This window comes from Curtobacterium sp. MCLR17_042 (assembly GCF_003234695.1).
Taxonomy (GTDB): domain Bacteria; phylum Actinomycetota; class Actinomycetes; order Actinomycetales; family Microbacteriaceae; genus Curtobacterium; species Curtobacterium flaccumfaciens.
This window is the reverse complement of record NZ_QKTD01000002.1, coordinates 263,503-284,228: the sequence shown is the minus strand read 5'-3', so window position 1 is coordinate 284,228 and position 20,726 is coordinate 263,503. Positions and strand designations below refer to the sequence as shown.

Genomic DNA, 20,726 nt, shown 5'->3' with positions numbered 1-20,726 from the left:
GATGGAGCGCGCGCTCGACGAGGCCCGACGGTGCCTGGAGACCGACGACGTCCCGGTCGGGGCCGTGGTGCTCGACCGTGACGGCGTCGTGGTCGCCACCGGCCGGAACGAGCGCGAGGCGCGACAGGACCCGACGGCCCACGCCGAGGTCCTCGCGCTGCGTGCTGCAGCGGCGGTGACGGGGGACTGGCACCTCGAGGAGCACACGCTCGTGGTGACGCTCGAGCCCTGCCCGATGTGTGCCGGCGCCGTCATGGCCGCACGGGTGCCCCGGGTCGTGTTCGGCGCGTGGGACCCGAAGGCGGGCGCCAGCGGCAGCGTCTACGACATCGCCAGGGACCGCCGGCTGCCGCACCGCTCCGAGGTCATCGGCGGCGTGCTCGAGCAGGCGTGCGCCGAGTTGCTCGACGACTTCTTCAGTCCGCGGCGAGGATGACGATCGCCTCGGTCGGCGGCTGCGGCCCGGTGCGCAGGACGTCGGGTTCGACGTAGATCACCCGGGCGATCGGCACGGCGTTCCGGACACGCTGCTCGACGGTGTCGATGCCGGCGGCGACGTCACCGAGCCGGCGGTCCCCGTCGACGGCGACCTTCACGCCGACCATCAGCTCGTCCGGTCCGAGGTACAGGGTCTTCAGGTGGATGATCGCGTCGACCTCGGGGCCGTCGAGCACCGCCTGCTTGATGCGCTCGACGTCGGCGGCGGTCGCGCCCTCGCCGACGAGCAGGCTCTTCGTCTCGATGCCGAGCACCACGGCGACCGCGATGAGCAGCGCCGCGATGAGCATGGTGCCGATCGCGTCGAACACCCCGTTGCCGGTGATCGCCGTCAGGCCGACGCCGAACAGGGCGAAGACCAGGCCGAGCAGGGCCGCGGTGTCCTCGAGCATCACGACGGGCAGCTCCGGGGCCTTCGCACGGCGGACGAACTGCACCCAGCTCTGCGAGCCCTTCTGCGGTCGGGCCTCGTTCAGGGCGGTGCGGAGCGAGAAGCCCTCGAGCCCGATGGCGATGACGAGCACCACGAGGGGGAGCCACCAGTTCTCGAGCGGGTGCGGGTGGGCGAGCTTCTCGATGCCCTCGTAGAGCGAGAAGACGCCGCCGACCGAGAACAGGATGATGGAGACGACGAACGCGTAGACGTAGCGTTCACGCCCGTAGCCGAACGGGTGTTCCTGGTCCGCCGCTCGCCGGGCCTTGCGGCCACCGAGCAGCAGGAGGAGCTGGTTCGCGGAGTCGGCCAGGGAGTGCACGCCCTCGGCCAGCATCGACGCCGATCCGCTGATCGCCGCCGCGATGAACTTCACGATCGCGATGCCGATGTTGGCACCGAGTGCGGCGAAGATCGCCTTCGTGCCTCCGGAAGCGCTCACAGCTGTCCCCTTCTCGTGGTCTGCGACACGATCCTAGGCGGGTGGCGTCGGTAGGGTCGGGAGCATGACGATCGACCTGCCCCGCACCGCCCTGCTCGGCGTCGGCTCCATGTCCGGCGCGGTCCTCGACGGCCTGCTCGCCGCGGGACTCGACCCGGCCACCGTGACCCTCACCACGAAGTCCGAGGCGTCCGCTGCTGCCCACCGGGAGCGCGGTCTCGACGCCACCGCGAGCGACACCGACCCCGACGCCAACCGGTCGGCCGTCCGTGGCGCGGCCCTCGTCGTCGTCGGCGTGAAGCCGTACATGATCGCGGACCTGCTCGACGAGGTCGCCGACGACCTGGAGCACGGCGCCGTCCTGGTCAGCGTCGCCGTCGGCACCACCACCGCGAGCATGGAGGCACGGGTGCCCACCGGCGTCCGCGTCGTCCGTGCCCTGCCGAACACCCCCATCGGCGTCGGTCACGGCGTCACCGGCATCAGCGCGGGCACCTCGGCCGACGCCGAGGCCGTCGCACTGGCGTCGTCGGTGTTCACCGCCTCGGGCGAGGTCATCGAGGTGCCGGAGTCGCAGCTCGACGCGCTGTCCGCCGTGTCCGGTTCCGGTCCCGCCTACGTCTTCCTGCTGGTCGAGCAGTGGCAGCGTGCCGCCGAGGAGCTCGGGTTCACCCACGAGCAGGCGGCGACGATGGTGCAGGGCACCGTCCGCGGCGCCGTCGAGCTGCTCGAGCGGTCGGGTCGTGAGCCCGCCGATCTGCGCCGCGCGGTGACGAGCCCGAAGGGCACGACGGAGCGGGCCGTCGCGGTGCTGCAGGACGCCGACCTGGCGGACACGCTGCTGCGCGCGTCGCGTGCCGCGATCGCGCGTGCCGAGGAGATCGCCGCGTCGTAGACGCACACCGCGTCGTGGACGCAGCCACAGTGCGGACGGGAGGCCCGTGGCGGCGTCGCCACGGGCCTCCCGTCCGTCCGGTGGTCGCTACTCGTACGCGGCGAAGCGCTCCAGGTCGGTCTCGGAACCCGAGACGATGATGACGTCGTCCTCACCGATGACGCTGTCCGGCGTCGCCGGCACGAACGGGCTGCCGGGCGGCTTGATGCCGAGCACGGTCAGGCCGAAGCGGGTGCGGATCACGGTGGTGGCGAGGTCCTTGCCGCGGACCGCGCGCGGCGGGAACATCTTGACCACGGCGAAGTCGTCGTCGAACTCGATGAAGTCGAGCATCCGGCCGGAGACCAGGTGTGCCGTGCGCTCGCCGGCCTCGCGCTCGGGGTAGACGACGTGGTTCGCGCCGATGCGGGACAGGATCGTGCCGTGCGAGCGGCTGATCGCCTTCGCCCAGATCTGCGGGACGCCGAGGTCGACCAGGTTCGCCGTGATGAGCACGCTCGACTCCAGGTCACTACCCGTGCCGACGACGGCGATGGCGAAGTCCTGCGCGCCGATCTGCCGGAGCGCGTCGATGTCGGTCGCGTCCGCCTGCACCGCGTGGGTGACCCGGTCGGACCACTTCTGCACGAGTCCGGCGTCGGTGTCGACGACGAGCACCTCGCGGTCCTGGCGCTCGAGCTGGCCGGCGGTGGCGGCCCCGAAGCGCCCGAGCCCGATGACCAGGACGGGGGCGTCGTGACTGATGGCACCGTGCTGGTGCGACGAACGGGTGCGGTCAGCCAACGATCGGCCTCTCCTCGGGACGGCGGAACAGTTGCCGGCTCTGGCTGGCGGCCAGGGCAGCGGCGATGGTCACTGTACCGACCCGGCCGAGGAACATGGTGGCGGCGAGCACGTACTTGCCCGGTTCCGGCAGGTCCGCGGACACGCCGGAGGACAGTCCACTGGTCGAGAACGCCGAGATCACCTCGAACAGCACCCGGTCGAGCGAGTCGTCGGTGATCTGCAGGAGCACCACGGTCGCGACGGCCACGATCGTCGCTCCCCAGAGCACGATGGCCACCGCGACCCGCAGGACGTCGCTCGGGATCCGGCGACCGAAGGCCTCCATGCTCTGGCGACCGCGGGCCTCGGCGACCGCGGCCAGGAACAGCACCGCGAGGGTCGTCACCTTGATGCCGCCGGCCGTCGAGGCGGATCCGCCACCGATGAACATGAGCATGTCCGTGACGAGCAGGCTCGAGCCGTTGAGCTGGTCGAAGTCGACGAGCGAGAAGCCTCCCGAGCGGGTCATCGTCGACAGGAAGAGTGCCTGGAACGCGGTGCGCCCGGCTCCTTCTTCGCCGAAGGTCGTCGGGTTCGACGCCTCGAGTGCGGTGTAGACGACCGCACCGCCGAGGAGCAGGATCGCGCTCGTCGCCAGGGTGAGCTTGACGTGGATCGGCCAGCGCCGCGGGGTGCGCAGCTGCTTAGTCAGGGCACGGATCACCGGAAACCCGATGGATCCCGCCACGACACCGATCATGAGCAGCGTCAGGAACCAGTAGTCGTGGGCGAACGGGTCCAGGCCGTCGGCGTTCGGCGAGAACCCGGTGTTCGTGAAGGCCATCGCCGCGTAGTAGAAGGAGTCGCCGACCGCGGTCCAGAACGGGATGCCGGCGATGAGCACCGACGGCAGGAGCAGCAGACCGAGGACGATCTCGATCGACAGCGTGCTCACCGCCACCGTCGCGAGCAGGGTGCCGACCTCGCCGAGCCGGACGGCCTGTCCCTCGGGCACGGCGCCGTGGTGGGTGCGGAGCGGGTTCGAGTCGCCGGCCGCCATGAGCTTGGCGCGCAGGCCGAGCTTGCGGGTGACGAACAGACCGAGGATCGACGCGAAGGTCAGGACACCGACGGCGCCGATCTGCGTGCCGATGACCACCAGCACCTTGCCGAACACCGACCAGTGCGTCGCCATGTCGACGGTGGACAGCCCGGTGACGCAGACCACCGACGCCGCGGTGAAGAGGGCGTCCGCGAAGTGGGTGCTGCTGCGGTCCGCCGTGGCCCACGGCGTCATGAAGGCCACCGTGAACAGGAAGATCAGCGCGATGAACACGACGATCGCCAGTCGGGACGGCGACGAGCGCAGCACCGTCGCGATCCGGCTCGCTCGCCGTCGGCCGACACTCACGTGGTGCGGGATCGGCTCGGTTCGGTCGAGCATGCGTATGCCTCCGAGGACATGGGCCGGGACGGTTCGTCATGGTACATCCGTGGTGCCCCGGCTAGCCTTGCCCCATGGCCGACATCTTCTCCGTCGTGGCGGACCCGACCCGGCGCGAGCTGCTCGGCACGCTGTTGTCCGCCTACGGTTCGGACGTCACCGGCGGGGAGCTCAGCGTCGGCCAGCTCGTCGAACGCCTCGGGGTCAGCCAGCCCACGGTGTCGAAGCACCTGCGCGTCCTGCGCGACATCGGTCTCGTCACCAGTCGCGAAGAGGGGCAGCACCGTTACTACCGGCTCGACCCGGAGCCGCTCGTGCACCTGGAGGACTGGGTCCTGCCGTTCACGGGCGCGGTCGACGCCGACGGCACCCCGGCCACCACAGCGTGGACGCCGGACGGCCAGCCGGTGTCGATCCGCCGGAACGGCACGGCCGGCAAGGCGACGGTGGAGGTGGGCACCGAGCTCGGCCGCGTCATGGCCGAGGCGTCGTACCGGGCCACCGCGGCGATCTCCGGCGCGCAGCAGGGCTGGGAACGCGTCGTCGACCGCAGCCGCAAGCGCTTCACCCGCCGGGGCGACGAGGACTGAGCCCTGCCGCTCGGGCTTCCGAGCACGGGGCGGCGCCGGTGCACGTCGCGCGGACTGAACCTGGACACCGGGTCGCACACGCCTCTACAGTTGCCACTGACCACACAGGTCACACCACTCCCGTGCGCAGCGCGCGTGCGAGCCCCGAAGGCGGACCATGACCGGCAGTTTCGACGACGTGCGCTTCCTCACCGTCGCTGAGGTCGCCGAGATGATGCGCGTCTCGAAGATGACCGTGTACCGGATGGTGCACGCCGGTGAGCTCCCCGCCATCCGCTTCGGCCGTTCCTTCCGCGTCCCCGAGTCAGCCGTCGCCGACGTGCTGCGCGGTGGCGTGGCGGACGTCGGCTGAGCGCGCGTTCGACATCACAGCGGGCAGCCGGTAGACTCGGGCAGGTTGATTTTCCGCGGTCTCTTCGGCCCGGTGTCCGTACATCAGCATCAGTCCGAGCGAGGTCCACATGGGTTCTGTCATCAAGAAGCGTCGTAAGCGCATGGCGAAGAAGAAGCACCGCAAGCTCCTTCGCAAGACGCGTCACCAGCGACGCAACAAGAAGTAGACCCTCACAGGTCTGCGCAGGTCGGAGGACCTGCACGAGAAGCCCCGGTTCGCCGGGGCTTTCGCGTTCCCGGACTACGCTGGGACCATGCCCGCAGTGACGTTCCTGACGAAGCCCGGATGCCACCTCTGCGACGACGCCCGACCCGTGGTCGAACGCGTCGTCGCCGACCACCCGGGGGTCACCCTGCAGGAACGCTCGATCCTCGACGACGACGCCCTCCGCCAGGAGTACGCGGAGGACATCCCCGTCGTGCTGATCGACGGGCGCGTCCACAGCAACTGGCACGTCGACGCCGACCGGCTCGCACGTGCGCTCGAGAAGGCCGAGGCCCGCGCATGATCTCCCACGTCGTCTCCTGGTCCCTGCGGACCGACCTCGACCGCACCGCGTCGATCGCCCGCATCCGCGAACTCCTGACCGGTCTGGTCGGCACCGTCGAGTCGATCCGGTCGCTCGAGGTCGTCGAGAACGTCGCCTACCCGGACAAGAACCACGACGTCGCCGTCGTCGCCAGCTTCGACGACCTCGCCGGACTCGACGCGTACCAGGTGCACCCGGAGCACCAGGCCGCGGCAGCGGAGATCCGCGAACTGGTCACGGAGCGGGCCGCCATCGACTGGCAGAGCTGAGCCGGGCCTCCCGTCCCGCCCCCGGCGCTGAGTGCGCTGCGTGCGCTGTATGCGTCCAGTGAGCAGAAAAGGTCGCCTCCGATTTCCGGAGGCGACCTTTTCTGCTCACTCGCTGGTGACTACGGGGTCAGACGCGTCGGGCCACGGAACAGGTACGTGACCTCGCGGATCGACGGCTCGCCGAGCATCAGCATCAGCACGCGTGCGAGGCCCATGCCGAAGCCGCCGTGCGGAGGGACGCCGTAGCGGAAGAAGTCGAGGTACCAGCCGAGCTCCTCCGGGTCGAGACCCTTCTCGACGGCCTGCGCCTCGAGCACGTCGACGCGGTGCTCACGCTGGGCACCCGTGGAGATCTCGGCGCCGTTGAAGATGAGGTCGTAGCTGTTGGTGACCGACGGGTCGCCCGGCTTCCGCATGTGGTAGTACGGCCGGATCGAGGCGTCGTACTCCGTGACGAACACGAACTCGGAGCCGTGGTGCTCCTTCGCCCAGGCGGCGACGCGGCGCTCGCCCTCGGGGTCCAGGTCACCGTCGGCGCGGACGACGTCGTAGCCGCTCTCGGCGACGATCTTGCGCGCGTCGGCCAGGGTCACGCGGGGGAACGGCGTCGCGGGGACCTGCAGCTCGAAGCCGAAGACCTCCGCGATGTCCTTGCCGTACTTCTCCTTGACGGCGGTGATGCCGGCGACCAGGACCTCTTCGTGCATCGCCATGACGTCCTCGTGGGACTCGATCCACGAGAACTCGGCGTCGACGCTGGTGAACTCGGTGGCGTGGCGGCTCGTGAACGAGGGGTCGGCGCGGAAGGCGTCGGCGATCTCGAACACGGCACCGAAGCCGGCCGGCTGCGCCATCTGCTTGAAGTTCTGCGGCGACTGGGCCAGGTAGGCGGTCGTCTCGAAGTACTCGAGCTGGAACAGCTCGGCGCGCGACTCGGACGCCGACGCCATGAGCTTCGGGGTGTGGATCTCGATGTAGTCGCGGTCGACCCAGTACGTGCGGAACGCGTGCTCCAGCGTCGTCTGGATGCGGAAGATCAGGTTCTGCTTGCGGTTGCGTAGGTCGAGGAAGCGCCAGTCGAGGCGCTTGTCGAGCGACGAGTCGTCGGCGATCGGGGTCTCCGGGATCGCGGCGCTCACCACCTGCAGCGCACCGATCTTGACCTCGAGCCCGCCGAGCTTCACGCGCTCGTCGTGCTTCAGCGTGCCGGTGACGTGCACGAAGGTGCCGTGCGCCAGGCCGGAGATCTCGTTGGTGGTCGCGAGGGCGGACTGTGCGGCCTCGTCGCCGTCCTCGGCCTCGCGCGTCGCCGGGTTCACGAGCTGGACGGCGCCGGTCTCGTCGCGCAGTACGACGAACTGCACCTTCTTCTGGTCTCGGACGGTCTCGACCCATCCGGCCACGGAGACGGGACCGTCGGGGAGGGCTGCCAGGTCGGCGATGCGGGTGCGTTCGATCACGGTGGTCGAGTCTAACCGCCTGCGTCCGGGGGCGTGGGCGGCAGGGTTCTTCCCTCCACAGGGCCGCCTGCGTCCGGTGTTCTCCACCGATGGCCGGGAGGCCCGTGGCGGCCTGCGTGGGATCCGTAGCGTTCTCGACGTGGCCGGGTCGCGGGACGAGAGGGGGACCGGATGGGGACGGAGACGGGGGAGCTCGCGACCTGGCCGCCTGCGGCGGTCGCGGTGGTTGTGGCTGCGCTCTGCACGGCGGCGTTCACGCTGCTCGTGGCGGTCGTCGGTGGGCTGTGGGCGGTCATCCGGTGGCGGCGGGACGTCGCGCGGGAACAGCGCGACCGCTACTGGGCGCGGTTGACCGTGGTGTTCGACCTGATCACCGCGGCCGAGGTCGGGCGTCGCGAGATCGGCCGGAACCTGGCACAGGCGATGTACGACATGCAGAGAGTGCCTGCCGGAGAAGAACCCGCTGCAAGGGTGTTGGCGGAACTGTTCATCGAGAAGAGGAGACAGTGATGACGACTCGTCTGCGCCGTGCCTGGCGAGAGCTGGTGCGGAAGGAAGACACGGTTCCCGCGGAGCGGCCGTACATCGGTCCTGCGCCCGGCGAGAGCATGTGGGACTGGGCGCAACGTGGGGCGATCGACTGGCAGCTCCACGTGGAAGAGGGGGAGCTCAAGCTCGAACTCGAACGGCAGCGCATGCGCGCCAGGGTGCTCGCCGAGGACACCGCGACATCAGGGGAGCGATGCGCGGAGTGATCCGAGCGTGCCGATGAACTCCTCGGCCATGCCGGCCCGCTCGACGAGCTTGGCGTGCCGGGCACGGGCGTCCTCGAGGTACGCGTCGAGGTGGGCGGCCAGTGCCGGTTCGTCCTCGGGGTCCTTCGTCGCGAGGGCGTCGACCACGCGGAGCAGCTCGGCCATCTCGTCGAGCGTGAACCCGAGTGGCTTCATCCGGCGGATCACGAGCAACCGTTCGAGGTCCTGCGCCGTGTAGACCCGGAACCCGCCGGTGGTGCGGCCGCTCGGCACGAGCAGCCCGACCTCGTCGTAGTGCCGGATCGTGCGCAGGGACATGCCGGCGCGGTCGGCGAGCTCGCCGATGTGCATCGTGTCGGGGACGTCGCGGGTGCTCACGGCGTACGACTCTACCCTCACGTGAGGGTAGAGTTCCGATCGATGTCCGTGATCACACACGCGCCGACGGCCCCGAGCGTCCTCGCCGCCCTCCGCTCGCCCCGCATGCTCACCCGAGAGGTGCTGGCCGGCATCGTCACCGCGTTGGCCCTCATCCCCGAGGCGATCTCGTTCTCCGTCGTCGCCGGGGTCGATCCCGCGGTCGGCCTGTTCTCGAGCGTCGTCATCGCGATCGTGATCTCGATCGTCGGTGGTCGCCCCGCGATGATCTCCGCCGCAGCCGGCTCGGTGGCGCTCGTCATCGCCCCGCTCGTCCGGGAGCACGGGATCGAGTACCTGGTGCCCGCGATCGTCCTGGGCGGCGTGTTCCAGCTCGTGCTCGGGTTCCTCGGGGTGGCGCGGCTGATGCGCTTCATCCCGCGCAGCGTCAACGTCGCGTTCGTGAACGCCCTGGCCATCCTCATCTTCACCGCCCAGCTGCCGAACCTGCTCGGCGACGACGTGCCGTTCATCGTCTGGCCGCTGACGGCGCTCGGCATCGCGATCATCGTCGGCTTCCCGTTCCTGACGAAGGCGATCCCCGCACCGCTCATCGCGGTCGTCGTCGTCACCGGTCTCACGATGGTGTTCAGCATCGCCGTGCCGACGGTGGGCGACGAGGGTGAACTGCCGACGGCGCTCCCGGGCTTCGGCGGCATCACGACGCCGTTCACCTTCGAGACGCTGCAGATCATCGCCCCGTACGCGTTCGGTGTCGCGATCGTCGGGCTGATCGAGACCCTGCTCACCGCGCAGCTCGTCGACTCCATCACCGAGACGGGTTCGAGCAAGTGGCGCGAGTCGTGGGGTCAGGGCGTCGCGAACATCGCGTCCGCCTTCTTCGGTGGGACCGGCGGCTGCGCGATGATCGGCCAGACGGTGATCAACGTGAAGACCGCGGGTGCCCGGACCCGCGTCTCGACCTTCGCGGCCGGTGTCTCGGTGCTGGTCCTGACGATCGTGCTCCACGACCTCGTGGCCCAGATCCCGATGGCGGCACTGACGGCGGTCATGCTCATGGTCTGCGTCGCGACCTTCGACTGGCACAGCATCCGACCGCGCACCCTCCGACGGATGCCGCTCGGCGAGACCGCGGTCATGCTCGTCACCGTCGTGGTGGTCGTCGTGACCGAGAACCTCGCGACCGGGGTGCTCGTCGGTGTGGTCGTGGCGGCTCTGGTCTTCGCCCGACGGGTGGCGCACGTGGTGACCGTGGTGCGCGAGCCGGTCGACGACCGCACCGTGCGGTACCGGGTCCGCGGGGCGCTGTTCTTCGCCTCGTCGAACGACCTCGTCACGCGGTTCTCCTACGCCGAGGACCCGGAACACGTGATCATCGACCTGGCCGAAGCCCACGTGTTCGACGCGTCCACGGTCGCGGCGCTCGACGGGGTCGAACAGCGGTTCGCGAAGCACGGGTCGACCGTCGAGGTGGTGAACCTCGACACGGGGTCGATCGCGCTGCACGGGCGGCTCTCCGGTGAGCTCGGCGGCTGAGTGCTTCCGCATCCGGTGAATCACCTGAGGGGGCGGTGGGAACCGCGGGCGACCTACACTGGAACCCATGCCCGCGACCCGTCTCCACCTCGTCCGGCACGGAGAGGTGCACAACCCGGGCCGCGTCCTCTACGGCCGGCTCCCGGGCTTCGGGCTGAGTGACCTCGGCACGCGGATGGCGCAGGCCTCCGCGACCGCCTGGAAGGACGCCGGCGTCGACGTGCGTCGGATCGTCGCGTCCCCGCTGCAGCGCACGCAGGAGTCCGCCGCACCCTGGTCGGCCGCCTACGGGCTCGACGTGACGCTCGACGAGCGCCTGATCGAACCGACGAACCGCTACGAGGGGCAGCCCCCCGGGTTCACGAAGCGCTCGCTCGGCCGCCCGGCGGAGTGGCCGTGGATCGCGAACCCGCTGCGTCCCAGCTGGGGCGAGGCGTACGAGTCGATCGCCAATCGCATGCTCGCGGCGATGACCACGGCGTGGGAGAGCGTGGACGAGGGCGACGTCGTCCTGGTCAGCCACCAGCTGCCGATCTGGATGGTCCACAGGAAGCTCGCGGGGGAGCCCCTGTGGCACGACCCGCGCAAGCGCCGCTGTGACCTGTCGAGCATCACCACCGTCGAACGTGTGCCCGCCACGTCGACCGGTCGGTTCACCGAGGTCGGGTACGCGGACCCCGCGCAGGAACTGCGCGCGAACGCCGTCGACGAAGGAGCAGTGTGAACAGCACGAAGCGTGCGCGCGTCATCAGCAAGCGGTTCGCGGTCCTCGCAGCGACGACCGTCGCCGCCGTGCTCGTCCTGTCCGGCTGCTCGTCGGACAGCGGCGGCATCGCGAAGCAGTACGGCAACGGCACGACCCAGAACTACATCTCCGGTGACGGCGCCGTGACCGAGGTCTCCGCGAAGGACCGCACCGACCCGGTCACCTTCCGGGCCGAGGACTCGAAGGGCGACACCGTCTCGTCGAAGGACCTCCGCGGCAAGGTCGTCGTCCTGAACTTCTGGTACGCCAGCTGCCCGCCCTGCCGTGCCGAGGCGAAGTACCTCAACAAGGTGCACGACGAGTACGCCGACGCCGACGACGTCGCGTTCATCGGCGTCAACGTCCGCGACGAAGCAGCGACCGCGGCAGCCTTCGAGCGCACCTTCGACGTGCAGTACCCGACGGTCCTCGACCAGCGCACGGGCACGATGCAGCTCGCGATGTCCGGGCAGATCGCACCGAACGCGGTGCCGGCCACGATCGTCCTCGACACCAAGGGCCGCGTGGCCGCCCGGGTCCTCGGCGCGATCGACGGCACGAGCATCCTGCAGACCCTGGTCAGCGACGAGCTCGACGCCGGCAAGGCCTCCTGACCCGTGACCTCCAACCCCTTCGCCGACGCGATCCTGAGCGGCCAGATGGCCGTGGCGCTGCCCGTGGCGGCGCTCGCCGGGCTCGTGTCGTTCCTGTCCCCGTGCGTGCTGCCGCTCGTGCCGGGGTACCTCGGGTACGTCGGCGGTGTCGCCGAGGGCGGGCAGCGTCGGGGACGTGTGGTGCTCGGCGTGCTGCTGTTCATCGCCGGGTTCACCGCGGTGTTCGTGGCGTACACGACGGTGTTCGGCGCGCTCGGCTTCTGGCTCGTGCGGTGGCGCGACCTCATCACGCAGATCCTCGGGGTCGTCGTGATCGCGATGGGCCTGGTGTTCGTCGGTCGGTTCACGTTCCTGCAGCGCACCATCAAGCCCAGCTGGACCCCGGCCACCGGGCTCCTCGGCGCACCCCTGCTCGGCATCGTGTTCGGCCTCGGCTGGACCCCGTGCCTCGGCCCGACCCTGGCGGCCATCAACCTGCTCAGTGTCCAGTCGGGCAGCGCCTGGCAGGGCATGTGGCTCGGGGTGGCGTACTGCCTCGGGCTCGGCATCCCGTTCGTCCTCGTCGCCCTCGGCGCCGGCTGGGCCACGGGGGCCATCGCGGCGGTGAAGCGTCACATGCGCACCGTCAACATCATCGGAGGAGCGATCCTGATCGTCATCGGTCTGCTCATGGTCACCGGTATCTGGTCGGCCGTCATGTCGAGCGTCGGGGCGGTGATCCAGAGCTTTGTCCCCGCGGTCTGACCTGAACGAGCACATCCCGACGGGCGCAGGCGACGGGGCCGACAGCGCCTCCGACCCGCAGCGACCGTCCGACCACGTCGACGGCTCCGGCCCCACCGACGGCGGCATCAACCAGCCGAAGCTCGGCTTCGTCGGGTACCTCCGCTTCTTCTGGCGGCAGCTGACGAGCATGCGCACGGCACTGTTCCTGCTCATGCTGCTCGCCCTCGCGGCGATCCCCGGCTCGCTCGTCCCACAGCGCACCGCCGACCCGAACGGCGTCGTGCAGTACAAGGCGGACCACCCGCAGCTCTACCCGGTGCTCGACAAGCTGCAGGTCTTCGACACCTACACCTCGGTGTGGTTCTCCGCGATCTACCTGCTGCTCTTCATCTCGCTCATCGGCTGCATCGTGCCCCGCACGAAGCACCACTGGCAGGCACTGCGGACCCGTCCGCCGAAGACCCCCGCGCGCCTGACGCGACTGGCGGGCTTCCGCACCGTGGCGGTGCAGCCGGACGCGATGATCGACGGGACGACCGGGATCGACGCGACCACGGGCCTCCCGTCCGCCGAGCACGCGGTGACGCGCGCGATGGCGATCCTGAAGCGGTCCGGGTACCGCGTCGAGCGGTTCGGCGACTCGGTGAGCGCGGAGCGCGGCTACCTGCGCGAGACCGGCAACCTGGTGTTCCACGCCGCCCTCGTCGGGGTGCTCCTGGCGGTCGGCGTCGGCGGTGGTTTCGGCTTCACCGGTCAGCGCCTGCTGGTCGAGGGCCAGACGTTCTCGAACGTGCTCGGCTCGTACGACTCGTTCAACCCCGGTCGCTGGTTCCAGCAGACCGACCTCAAGGGCTACAACCTCCGGCTCGACAAGTTCGTGACGAAGTACGAGGAGCGCAACCTCGACGCCCTCGGCCAGGCGCTCGACTACTCGGCCACCGTCACGAGCACCGAGAAGGGCGGCGAGCCGAAGACGAGCCGCCTCGGCGTGAACGACCCGCTGCACGTCGGCGGCACGAACGTCTACCTGCTCGGCAACGGCTACGCCATGCAGGTCACGGTGCGCGACGGTGACGGCAACGTGGCCTTCAAGGACGTCGTGCCGTTCCTGCCGGAGGACGCGAACTACACCTCCACGGGCGTCATCAAGGTGCCGGACGCGAAGCCGGACCAGCTCGGCATGGTCGGGTTCTTCTACCCCACCGCGTCGAAGCTCGCGAGCGGCGCCTACTCGAGTGCCTACCCGGACACCCAGAACCCGCTGCTGACGCTGCAGGTCTACACGGGTGACCTCGGGCTCGACAGCGGAGTCCCGCAGAGCGTGTACACGCTCAGCACCAAGGGGCTCGACCAGATCGCCGGTCGGCAGTCGGACACCGCGAGCATCGCGCTGAAGCCCGGCCAGACGAAGAAGCTCCCCGAAGGCGCCGGGTCGATCACGTTCGACGGCGTCAAGCGGTACGTCTCCCTCGACGTCCACCACGACCCCTCGCAGCTCTGGGTGGGCGGGTTCGCCCTGCTCTCCACCCTCGGCCTGCTCACCTCGCTGTTCGTCCCGCGCCGTCGCGTCTGGGTGAAGGTCGTCCCGCGCAAGGACACGGCGGGCGGCGAGTACGACCTCGAGTACGCCGGACTCGCACGCGGCGAGGACCCGAACCTCGAACGGGCCGTCGCTGACATCGCACAGCGCCACACGTCGGACCTCGGAGTTAGGATGCCCCAGTGAACGACATGACCACGAACCTCGCGACCTACTCGGTCGTGCTCACGTACTCCGCGATGGCGGTGTACGTGGTCGCGTTCATCTCGTTCGCCCTCGACATGGCCAAACGCTCCGGCGACGTCACGGCCGCCGCGAAGACCGCGGGTGCCGACGACAGCTCGGCCGACGCGGCCAGCGCTGCGGCAGCACCCGGCGCGAAGACGGTCGCGACCGTCCGCGGCGGCACCGTCGTGCTCGAGCAGGTCGCCGCACCGCCGTCGGGCGGTTCGGCCGGCCGCGGCACGAAGTTCGAGCGCGTCGGCATGGCGATGACGATCCTCGCGCTCGTCCTGCACGTCGCCTCGGTCGTCCTCCGCGGCATCGCGGCCGACCGTGTGCCGTGGGGCAACATGTTCGAGTTCTCGCTGACCGGCACGGCGCTGATCACCCTGATCTTCCTGCTCGTGCAGTTCTGGCAGAACCTGAAGTTCCTCGGTGTCTTCATCACCGGCCTGACGATCATCCTGCTCGGCATCGCGACCGTGAACTACTGGGTCCCCGTCGTCCCGCTGCAGCCGGCCCTGCAGTCGTACTGGCTGGTCATCCACGTCTTCGTGGCGATCGCCGGCACCGGGTTCTTCGCGCTCGGCGCGGGGCTCGCGGTGGCGCAGCTCGTGCAGACGTACCGCCAGGGCCGCACGGCCTCCGGCAAGCTCCGCTTCATGGCGACGTTGCCCGACGCCGACCGGCTCGAGGTCCTGACGTACCGCGTCCTGCTCGTCGGCTTCGTCCTCTGGACGTTCACGCTCATCGCCGGTGCGATCTGGGCCGAGCGCGCCTGGGGTCGCTACTGGGGCTGGGACACGAAAGAGGTCTGGACCTTCATCATCTGGGTCGTCTACGCGGGCTACATCCACGCCCGTGCGACCCGTGGCTGGCGCGGTGCGCGGTCGTCCTGGCTGGCCCTCATCGGCTTCGCTGCGGTGATGTTCAACTTCTCGGTCGTGAACGTCTTCTTCAAGGGCCTGCACAGCTACTCGGGTCTGTGAGCCGCGCCGGTCGCTGACGCGGCCCTGGTCGCGACCACGACCGGACGGGAGGCACGGTGCCAGCTGGCACCGTGCCTCCCGTCCGTCGTTCGGGGTGCGTCGAGAGCCGCGACCGGTCCGGCGGACCCCGCCACCGGTCACGACATGCCGTGTGCGGAGCGGCGTGGTCGCACGAATCGTCGTTCCGGGGCCGTCCGAACGACGGAACGGGAGACCTCGGCGAACGCGAGTGGCGTGTCGTGCACCCTCGACGGACCCGACCGAGCGGCGGTCGCGCTACCCGGCGGCTGCGAGCAGGTCGTGCACGCGCGTCACCCGCTCGCGCCACCACGCCGTGCGCTCCGGTGACGCGGCGTACCGCTCCACCAGCTCCGCAGCGACGCCGACGCGGCGCACCGGCACCCGACCGCCGACCGGCAGCAGCGGATCGGCCGTGACGTCCCCGGCGAACATCGCCGCCGTCCCGAGCCCCGCGGCGTACCCGGCGGTCATCGCGGCGGCGGCCAGGAACGCGCCCATGCCGAGCCCGACCGAGGTGTCGAGCGCACTGGAGACGACGCACGGCAGCCCGGCGTCGGCGACGACCGCGCCCGCCGCGGTGATGCCCCCGAGCGGCTGGGCCTTCACGACCAGGACGTCGGCGGCACCGGCCCGGGCGACGGCGAGGGGGTCGCTCGCCTTCCGGACGCTCTCGTCCGCGGCGACCCGGACCCCGAGGCCGGCGATCCGCGACCGGAGCTCCGCGAGCTCGGGCACCGTCGCGCAGGGCTGCTCGGCGTACTGCAGGTCGAACGGTGCGAGCCGCTCGAGTGCCACGGCGGCCTGCTCGACGCTCCACAGCCCGTTGGCGTCGACCCGGACCGCGGCCTCGGGACCCATCACCCGGCGGACGGCGGCGACCCGGGCGACGTCGTCGTCGACCGTCGTGCCGGGTTCGGCGACCTTGACCTTGGCGGTGGTGCACCCGGGGTACCGGGCGAGCAGGTCGGCGACGTCGTCGGCGGCGATCGCCGGGACGGTGGCGTTGACCGGTACGGAGTCGGTGGCGGGTTCGTGGTCGGTCCACCCGAAGTCGACGGTGGCGCGCAGCCAGGCGGCGGCCTCGGCGTCGTCGTACTCGACGAACGGCGAGAACTCGGTCCAGCCGGCGGGTCCGCGCAGCACGACGGCCTCGCGCGTGCTGATGCCGCGGAACCGAACGCGCATCGGCAGGGCCACCACGTGGGCGTCGGCGAGGAGGTCGGCGAGGTCGGGGAGCACGTCCGCCATCCTCCCACCGCACCCAGGGGGCCTGCCGGTTCCTCGGAGGGGACCGCCAGGGCAGGGCACTAGCATGCATCGGTCGGCCTCGGTCGGCGAGGGGAACGACCCGGAACGAGGGAGGCTCGGTGGCGGTGGATCCGCGGCAGCGCGCAGCACAGCAGCGTGCATCGCAGCGCCCGTCCGACCCGTCGAGCGCCGGAGCAGCACGCCCGGCAGCGTCGGCTCGTCCGGCAGCTGCAGCCCGACCCGCGGCGGCGACCCGCCCGGCAGCGGGCGCTCGATCCGCGGCGGCTCCCGGGCGCGACTCCGACGACTTCGCCCGACTCATGCAGCGCAACACCGTCGACGTCCGGCAGGCGGGTGGCACGAAGCGCCGCAACCCGGTCGTCGGCAAGATCGCCCTCGGCCTGGCGGTGGTGTCCGCCGCGGTGGACGCCAGCGCCTTCGCCGTGTTCATGGGCGGTGACACGAACTTCGCCTTCGGGATCTGCTTCGTCGTCGTGTTCCTGACGCTCATCGCCGCCGTGCTCGGGTTCGTCGCCGCCGTCGGCTCGTTCGGACGCTGGTACGGCGCCGTCGGGGTCGTCCTGGCGTTCTTCGCGAACCCCGTGATCCTCATCGTGATCATGGTGTTCGTCGCGCCGGAGATCCTGACCGACATGGGCGCCTGACCCGCCGGACGCCCGGCGGTACGTTGGGAGCATGGCTGCTCCCGTCTCCGACCTGTTCGACCCCGACGTCTGGACCACCGCTCCGATCGCGGAGCAGTTCACCGACATCACGTACCACAAGCACGTCTCCGAGGGCATCGTCCGGGTCGCCTTCGACCGTCCCGAGGTCCGCAACGCCTTCCGCCCGCGCACGGTCGACGAGCTCTACCGCGCCCTCGACGACGCCCGGCAGGACCCCCGTGTCGGTGTCGTGCTGCTCACCGGCAACGGCCCGAGCCCGAAGGACGGCGGGTGGGCGTTCTGCTCCGGCGGCGACCAGCGCATCCGGGGGCGGAGCGGCTACCAGTACGTCGGCGACGAGGGCGCCCCGCCCGAGGGTGTGGACCCCGCGGCCGCCCAGGCATCGATGGGGCGGCTGCACATCCTCGAGGTCCAGCGCCTGATCCGGATGATGCCCAAGGTCGTCATCGCGGTCGTCCCGGGCTGGGCTGCGGGCGGTGGGCACTCGCTGCACGCGATCTGCGACCTCACCATCGCGAGCGCCGAGCACGGGAAGTTCAAGCAGACCGATGCCGACGTCGGCTCGTTCGACGGTGGATACGGCAGCGCCTACTACGCCAAGCAGATCGGGCAGAAGTTCGCCCGCGAGGTCTTCTTCCTCGCCCAGGAGTACTCCGCCCAGCGCGCGTACGAGATGGGTGCGGTGAACGCCGTGGTGCCGCACGAGGACCTGGAGCGCGAGGCGATCCGCTGGGGCGAGATCGTGCTCGGCAAGTCCCCGACGGCGATCCGGATGCTCAAGTACGCGTTCAACGCCGTGGACGACGGCATGGTCGGCCAGCAGGTGTTCGCGGGCGAGGCGACGCGGCTCGCCTACGGCACCGACGAGGCCGTCGAGGGCCGCGACTCGTTCCTCGAGAAGCGCGCTCCCGAGTGGACCGCGTTCCCCTGGCACTACTGATGCCCCGTCCGCTGGTCGCGACCGGTACGTCGGACCCGACGGCCGTGCTGCGCGGCCTGGAGGCAGCACTCGCCGGCGGCCCCGCACTGCTCCCCGTCGCCGAGGGGGCACCGGCGCTGCCGACGCCACCTCCGGCGGAGGTCCGGCAGGCGGTCGCCCTGGTGGTCGAGACGAGCGGGTCCACCGGCACCGGCAAGCGCGTGGCGCTCTCGTCCGAGGCGCTCCTCGCCGGTGCCGCCGCGGCGGACGCGGCACTCGGTGGGCCCGGGCGCTGGGTGCTCGCCCTGCCGACGCACTACATCGCCGGCATCAACGTCCTGACCCGCTCGATCACCGCGGGCACCGAACCCGTCGTCGTGCCGCCCGGGCACTTCGCGGCCGCCGCGTTCACCGAGGCGGCCGAACGGCTCGTCACCGGTCCGGCCGCGCCGCATCGCTACACCTCGCTGGTGCCGGTGCAGCTCGCCCGGGTCCTCGACGACCCCGACGCCACCCGTGCGCTCGCCCGGTTCGACGCGGTCCTGGTCGGCGGGCAGGCCACCCCGGCGCCGCTCCGGCAGCGTGCGCTCGACGCTGGGGTCCGGGTCGTGACGACCTACGGTGCGAGCGAGACGAGCGGCGGATGCGTGTACGACGGCGTCCCGTTCGGCACGGTGCGCACCGCGCTGGTCGACGGCGAACTGCAGCTGGCGGGGCCGATGCTCGCCGAGGGGTACCTCGACGACGATGCCCGTACGGCGTCGGCCTTCGTCGAACGGGACGGGCTGCGCTGGTACCGGACCGGGGACACGGCGTCCCTGTCCGACGGCGTGGTCCGCGTGCTCGGACGCCTCGACGACGTGGTGATCTCCGGCGGCGAGAAGGTCCAGCTCGGTGCGGTCGAACGGCTCGTCCGTGGGCTGCCCGGGCAGGAGACCGCTGTCGTCGCCCGGCGCTCGGCGGGGGAGTGGGGCGAGGTCCCGGTCGTCATCACCGAGCAGCCGCTCGACCTCGATGCCGTGCGTACCCACGTCGGGGCCACCCTGGGCCGAGCCGCCCGGCCGGCGGACGTCGTCGTGCTGGACCGGATCCCGCTGCTGTCGTCGGGCAAACCCGACCGTCGGGCCGTGCAGGCGCTCGTGGAGCCGGGCCGCCCGTAGGGACCGCGAGCGGCCGGACGGCGCATCGGCAATATGATCGGTGCTCGTGGCACGAACGAAGAACTCGACGCAGAAGCAGGGCCGGTCCGGCAACCCGGCGAAGGCCGCTGCCCCCGCCCGCACCAAGCGGAAGGCGACCGCACGCGACTGGATCGGCGGCGCACGCCTGCGCACCCTGACCCTCGGTGTCGTCCCGGTCGTGCTCGGCACCGCCGTCGCGTTCGTCGACAGCGGGGAGCCCGGCGACTTCGGCGACTACCTGGCGAAGGACGGCCACCTCGCCGTCGCGCTGCTCGCCCTGGCCGTGGCACTGTTCCTGCAGATCGGTGTGAACTACAGCAACGACTACTCCGACGGGGTCCGCGGCACCGACGAGTACCGCGTCGGCCCGGCACGACTCACCGGAGCCGGTCTGGCCAAGCCCCGGACCGTGCTCACCGTCGCCCTGACGTTCTTCGGCCTGGCCGCGGTCGCCGGCCTGGTCATCGTGCTGCTCACCCAGCTGTGGTGGCTGCTGCTCGTGGGGGCCGCCGCCATCGTCGCCGCCTGGTTCTACACGGGCGGCAAGAAGCCGTACGGGTACAACGCCCTGGGCGAGGTCTTCGTCTTCGTCTTCTTCGGGCTGGTCGCCGTGCTCGGCACCCAGTTCGTGCAGATCCGCGAGGTCACGGTCAGCGGCTGGGCAGCCGCGGTGGCCGCCGGGTTCTTCGCCTGCGCGGTCCTGATGGTGAACAACATCCGCGACATCGACGAGGACCAGCTGGCGGGCAAACGCACGCTCGCCGTGGTCGTCGGCCGTCCGGTGGCCCGCGTCCTGTACGGCCTGTTCCTGATGCTGCCGTACGTCGTGCTGCTGTGGTTCGTGCTGCTGTACTTCCGCACCGGCTTCACGTACTTCTCGCTGCTGCTGGCGCTGCCGGCGCTGGCGATCGGTGTGTCGTCACGGAAGCCCCGCGAGCTCATCACGGCCCTGCAGCTGTCGTCGTTCGCCTCGCTCGCCTTCGGCGTGGTGCTCGGGATCACCCTGGCCATCCAGCCGTAGCCGTTCCGGCTGCTCGACCGGACGGCCCCGCCCCGGCTCCGTCTGATCAGTCGGCGTCGGTGTCCCGGCGCGCCTCGTGCCGGTCGGCGTCGGACACCGGACGGACGGTCGGGGTGGCCGCGGCGTCGGAGTCGGCGGCGTCGACGAAGTCGTCCTCGAAGTCCGAGTCCGCGTCGCGCTCCGGGGTACCGCGGCGGTTCGCCAGGCTCAGGGCCACCTGTGTGCGCAGTCCGGACAGCGCGATGTACGAGATGAGCAGGCCCACCAGGGCGGCCACGATCGTCGCCCAGTACCACGGCATCGGCGTCAGGAGCAGGAGGAGCACGAGCGCCACCACGAAGATGCCGAGCCGAGCCAGGGTGTACAGGAGCCACGCTTTCACACGGTGAGTCTACGGAGCGCCGACCGGCAGGGGCATCACAGGGT

The 20,726-nt window shown here is 70.7% G+C and carries 26 protein-coding genes; 19 read left to right on the top strand and 7 right to left on the bottom strand.

Features of this window, described 5'->3' with window-relative positions; genetic code table 11:
- The first annotated feature begins 1 nt into the window (after position 1).
- The gene (locus tag DEJ02_RS03580) at positions 2-436 is read left to right on the top strand and encodes a nucleoside deaminase (protein ID WP_071247896.1); all 435 of its coding nucleotides are present in this window, start codon (positions 2-4) and stop codon (positions 434-436) included.
- Here DEJ02_RS03580 and DEJ02_RS03575 read toward each other — a convergent pair.
- Positions 417-1,373, bottom strand: a complete 957-nt coding sequence (locus DEJ02_RS03575) for a cation diffusion facilitator family transporter (protein ID WP_111032016.1) — start codon at positions 1,371-1,373, stop codon at positions 417-419. The genes DEJ02_RS03580 and DEJ02_RS03575 overlap by 20 nt on opposite strands.
- 64 nt (positions 1,374-1,437) lie before the next feature.
- Between DEJ02_RS03575 and proC the strand changes: the two genes are divergently transcribed.
- On the top strand, positions 1,438-2,268 hold the full coding sequence (gene proC / locus DEJ02_RS03570; RefSeq protein ID WP_111032015.1) for a pyrroline-5-carboxylate reductase: 831 nt from the start codon (positions 1,438-1,440) through the stop codon (positions 2,266-2,268).
- An 87-nt stretch (positions 2,269-2,355) separates the two neighbouring features.
- On the opposite strand, the gene DEJ02_RS03565 is transcribed toward proC, so the two are convergent.
- Positions 2,356-3,051 carry a TrkA family potassium uptake protein gene (locus DEJ02_RS03565; RefSeq protein WP_217499818.1) on the bottom strand — a complete coding sequence of 232 codons (696 nt, stop codon included), beginning with the start codon at positions 3,049-3,051 and terminating at the stop codon, positions 2,356-2,358.
- Positions 3,044-4,477, bottom strand: coding sequence for a TrkH family potassium uptake protein (locus DEJ02_RS03560; protein WP_111032014.1), 1,434 nt, complete (start codon positions 4,475-4,477; stop codon positions 3,044-3,046). Before DEJ02_RS03560 ends, DEJ02_RS03565 begins: the two co-directional genes overlap by 8 nt.
- A 74-nt stretch (positions 4,478-4,551) precedes the next feature.
- Between DEJ02_RS03560 and DEJ02_RS03555 the strand changes: the two genes are divergently transcribed.
- The 5 genes from DEJ02_RS03555 (at position 4,552) to DEJ02_RS03535 (ending at position 6,259) form a co-directional block, all read left to right on the top strand.
- Complete coding sequence (locus tag DEJ02_RS03555; protein WP_051596885.1) at positions 4,552-5,067, top strand: helix-turn-helix transcriptional regulator; 516 nt, start codon at positions 4,552-4,554, stop codon at positions 5,065-5,067.
- Positions 5,068-5,224: 157 nt separating this feature from the next.
- Entirely contained in the window at positions 5,225-5,419 is a 195-nt protein-coding gene (locus tag DEJ02_RS03550) for a helix-turn-helix domain-containing protein (RefSeq protein WP_017888579.1), read from the top strand.
- 109 nt (positions 5,420-5,528) lie between these two features.
- A complete protein-coding gene (locus DEJ02_RS03545) occupies positions 5,529-5,627 on the top strand; it encodes a 30S ribosomal protein bS22 (RefSeq protein WP_003792170.1) in 99 nt (32 codons plus the stop codon).
- Between the two features lie 87 nt (positions 5,628-5,714).
- Positions 5,715-5,969 (top strand): glutaredoxin family protein, encoded by a 255-nt coding sequence (locus tag DEJ02_RS03540; protein ID WP_071247435.1) that lies wholly within the window; start codon positions 5,715-5,717, stop codon positions 5,967-5,969.
- On the top strand, positions 5,966-6,259 hold the full coding sequence (locus DEJ02_RS03535; protein WP_111032013.1) for a Dabb family protein: 294 nt from the start codon (positions 5,966-5,968) through the stop codon (positions 6,257-6,259). Before DEJ02_RS03540 ends, DEJ02_RS03535 begins: the two co-directional genes overlap by 4 nt.
- A 119-nt stretch (positions 6,260-6,378) precedes the next feature.
- Here DEJ02_RS03535 and aspS read toward each other — a convergent pair whose 3' ends face one another.
- Positions 6,379-7,719, bottom strand: a complete 1,341-nt coding sequence (aspS, locus tag DEJ02_RS03530) for an aspartate--tRNA(Asn) ligase (RefSeq protein ID WP_111032012.1) — start codon at positions 7,717-7,719, stop codon at positions 6,379-6,381.
- Positions 7,720-7,890: 171 nt separating this feature from the next.
- On the opposite strand from aspS, the gene DEJ02_RS03525 reads away from it, so the two are divergent.
- Together DEJ02_RS03525 and DEJ02_RS03520 are read left to right on the top strand one after the other, a co-directional pair.
- On the top strand, positions 7,891-8,229 hold the full coding sequence (locus DEJ02_RS03525) for a hypothetical protein (protein ID WP_111032011.1): 339 nt from the start codon (positions 7,891-7,893) through the stop codon (positions 8,227-8,229).
- Positions 8,229-8,474: a hypothetical protein gene (locus tag DEJ02_RS03520; RefSeq protein WP_146249212.1), complete on the top strand. Its 246-nt coding sequence runs from the start codon at positions 8,229-8,231 to the stop codon at positions 8,472-8,474. The genes DEJ02_RS03525 and DEJ02_RS03520 overlap by 1 nt, the downstream gene beginning before the upstream one ends.
- Here DEJ02_RS03520 and DEJ02_RS03515 read toward each other — a convergent pair.
- Positions 8,451-8,825: a MerR family transcriptional regulator gene (locus tag DEJ02_RS03515; protein WP_111032119.1), complete on the bottom strand. Its 375-nt coding sequence runs from the start codon at positions 8,823-8,825 to the stop codon at positions 8,451-8,453. The genes DEJ02_RS03520 and DEJ02_RS03515 overlap by 24 nt on opposite strands.
- A gap of 69 nt (positions 8,826-8,894) precedes the next feature.
- Between DEJ02_RS03515 and DEJ02_RS03510 the strand changes: the two genes are divergently transcribed.
- The 6 genes from DEJ02_RS03510 (at position 8,895) to ccsB (ending at position 15,224) form a co-directional block, all read left to right on the top strand.
- On the top strand, positions 8,895-10,388 hold the full coding sequence (locus tag DEJ02_RS03510; protein WP_111032009.1) for a SulP family inorganic anion transporter: 1,494 nt from the start codon (positions 8,895-8,897) through the stop codon (positions 10,386-10,388).
- A 67-nt stretch (positions 10,389-10,455) separates the two neighbouring features.
- On the top strand, positions 10,456-11,112 hold the full coding sequence (locus tag DEJ02_RS03505; protein WP_111032008.1) for a histidine phosphatase family protein: 657 nt from the start codon (positions 10,456-10,458) through the stop codon (positions 11,110-11,112).
- On the top strand, positions 11,109-11,747 hold the full coding sequence (locus tag DEJ02_RS03500; protein WP_258378652.1) for a TlpA disulfide reductase family protein: 639 nt from the start codon (positions 11,109-11,111) through the stop codon (positions 11,745-11,747). The genes DEJ02_RS03505 and DEJ02_RS03500 overlap by 4 nt, the downstream gene beginning before the upstream one ends.
- 45 nt (positions 11,748-11,792) lie before the next feature.
- Positions 11,793-12,491: a cytochrome c biogenesis CcdA family protein gene (locus DEJ02_RS03495; RefSeq protein WP_071247888.1), complete on the top strand. Its 699-nt coding sequence runs from the start codon at positions 11,793-11,795 to the stop codon at positions 12,489-12,491.
- Positions 12,475-14,199 carry a cytochrome c biogenesis protein ResB gene (locus tag DEJ02_RS03490; protein ID WP_228513215.1) on the top strand — a complete coding sequence of 575 codons (1,725 nt, stop codon included), beginning with the start codon at positions 12,475-12,477 and terminating at the stop codon, positions 14,197-14,199. Before DEJ02_RS03495 ends, DEJ02_RS03490 begins: the two co-directional genes overlap by 17 nt.
- 5 nt (positions 14,200-14,204) lie before the next feature.
- Entirely contained in the window at positions 14,205-15,224 is a 1,020-nt protein-coding gene (ccsB, locus tag DEJ02_RS03485; RefSeq protein WP_111032117.1) for a c-type cytochrome biogenesis protein CcsB, read from the top strand.
- 276 nt (positions 15,225-15,500) lie between these two features.
- On the opposite strand, the gene DEJ02_RS03480 is transcribed toward ccsB, so the two are convergent.
- Positions 15,501-16,493, bottom strand: coding sequence for an o-succinylbenzoate synthase (locus tag DEJ02_RS03480; RefSeq protein WP_111032007.1), 993 nt, complete (start codon positions 16,491-16,493; stop codon positions 15,501-15,503).
- A gap of 119 nt (positions 16,494-16,612) precedes the next feature.
- On the opposite strand from DEJ02_RS03480, the gene DEJ02_RS18400 reads away from it, so the two are divergent.
- Genes DEJ02_RS18400 through DEJ02_RS03460 form a run of 4 tightly spaced genes read left to right on the top strand, consistent with a single transcriptional unit; the run spans position 16,613 to position 20,300 of the window.
- On the top strand, positions 16,613-17,158 hold the full coding sequence (locus tag DEJ02_RS18400; protein ID WP_181435832.1) for a hypothetical protein: 546 nt from the start codon (positions 16,613-16,615) through the stop codon (positions 17,156-17,158).
- A 31-nt stretch (positions 17,159-17,189) separates the two neighbouring features.
- Positions 17,190-18,119: a 1,4-dihydroxy-2-naphthoyl-CoA synthase gene (locus DEJ02_RS03470; protein ID WP_111032006.1), complete on the top strand. Its 930-nt coding sequence runs from the start codon at positions 17,190-17,192 to the stop codon at positions 18,117-18,119.
- A complete protein-coding gene (locus DEJ02_RS03465) occupies positions 18,119-19,258 on the top strand; it encodes an AMP-binding protein (protein WP_111032005.1) in 1,140 nt (379 codons plus the stop codon). The genes DEJ02_RS03470 and DEJ02_RS03465 overlap by 1 nt, the downstream gene beginning before the upstream one ends.
- A 40-nt stretch (positions 19,259-19,298) precedes the next feature.
- Positions 19,299-20,300 carry a 1,4-dihydroxy-2-naphthoate polyprenyltransferase gene (locus DEJ02_RS03460; protein WP_111032004.1) on the top strand — a complete coding sequence of 334 codons (1,002 nt, stop codon included), beginning with the start codon at positions 19,299-19,301 and terminating at the stop codon, positions 20,298-20,300.
- A gap of 46 nt (positions 20,301-20,346) precedes the next feature.
- On the opposite strand, the gene DEJ02_RS03455 is transcribed toward DEJ02_RS03460, so the two are convergent.
- On the bottom strand, positions 20,347-20,682 hold the full coding sequence (locus DEJ02_RS03455; RefSeq protein ID WP_111032003.1) for a DUF4229 domain-containing protein: 336 nt from the start codon (positions 20,680-20,682) through the stop codon (positions 20,347-20,349).
- Positions 20,683-20,726: the final 44 nt, after the last annotated feature.

Bases quoted from the DNA above. Each gene is read 5' to 3' on its own strand.
- DEJ02_RS03580 (WP_071247896.1), top strand. From the start codon at position 2: ATGGAGCGCGCGCTCGACGAGGCCCGACGGTGCCTGGAGACCGACGAC.
- proC (WP_111032015.1), top strand. From the start codon at position 1,438: ATGACGATCGACCTGCCCCGCACCGCCCTGCTCGGCGTCGGCTCCATG.
- DEJ02_RS03560 (WP_111032014.1), bottom strand. From the start codon at position 4,477: ATGCTCGACCGAACCGAGCCGATCCCGCACCACGTGAGTGTCGGCCGA.
- DEJ02_RS03555 (WP_051596885.1), top strand. From the start codon at position 4,552: ATGGCCGACATCTTCTCCGTCGTGGCGGACCCGACCCGGCGCGAGCTG.
- DEJ02_RS03550 (WP_017888579.1), top strand. From the start codon at position 5,225: ATGACCGGCAGTTTCGACGACGTGCGCTTCCTCACCGTCGCTGAGGTC.
- DEJ02_RS03545 (WP_003792170.1), top strand. From the start codon at position 5,529: ATGGGTTCTGTCATCAAGAAGCGTCGTAAGCGCATGGCGAAGAAGAAG.
- DEJ02_RS03540 (WP_071247435.1), top strand. From the start codon at position 5,715: ATGCCCGCAGTGACGTTCCTGACGAAGCCCGGATGCCACCTCTGCGAC.
- DEJ02_RS03535 (WP_111032013.1), top strand. From the start codon at position 5,966: ATGATCTCCCACGTCGTCTCCTGGTCCCTGCGGACCGACCTCGACCGC.
- DEJ02_RS03525 (WP_111032011.1), top strand. From the start codon at position 7,891: ATGGGGACGGAGACGGGGGAGCTCGCGACCTGGCCGCCTGCGGCGGTC.
- DEJ02_RS03520 (WP_146249212.1), top strand. From the start codon at position 8,229: ATGACGACTCGTCTGCGCCGTGCCTGGCGAGAGCTGGTGCGGAAGGAA.
- DEJ02_RS03515 (WP_111032119.1), bottom strand. From the start codon at position 8,825: ATGCACATCGGCGAGCTCGCCGACCGCGCCGGCATGTCCCTGCGCACG.
- DEJ02_RS03510 (WP_111032009.1), top strand. From the start codon at position 8,895: ATGTCCGTGATCACACACGCGCCGACGGCCCCGAGCGTCCTCGCCGCC.
- DEJ02_RS03505 (WP_111032008.1), top strand. From the start codon at position 10,456: ATGCCCGCGACCCGTCTCCACCTCGTCCGGCACGGAGAGGTGCACAAC.
- DEJ02_RS03495 (WP_071247888.1), top strand. From the start codon at position 11,793: ATGGCCGTGGCGCTGCCCGTGGCGGCGCTCGCCGGGCTCGTGTCGTTC.
- ccsB (WP_111032117.1), top strand. From the start codon at position 14,205: ATGACCACGAACCTCGCGACCTACTCGGTCGTGCTCACGTACTCCGCG.
- DEJ02_RS03480 (WP_111032007.1), bottom strand. From the start codon at position 16,493: ATGGCGGACGTGCTCCCCGACCTCGCCGACCTCCTCGCCGACGCCCAC.
- DEJ02_RS03470 (WP_111032006.1), top strand. From the start codon at position 17,190: ATGGCTGCTCCCGTCTCCGACCTGTTCGACCCCGACGTCTGGACCACC.
- DEJ02_RS03465 (WP_111032005.1), top strand. From the start codon at position 18,119: ATGCCCCGTCCGCTGGTCGCGACCGGTACGTCGGACCCGACGGCCGTG.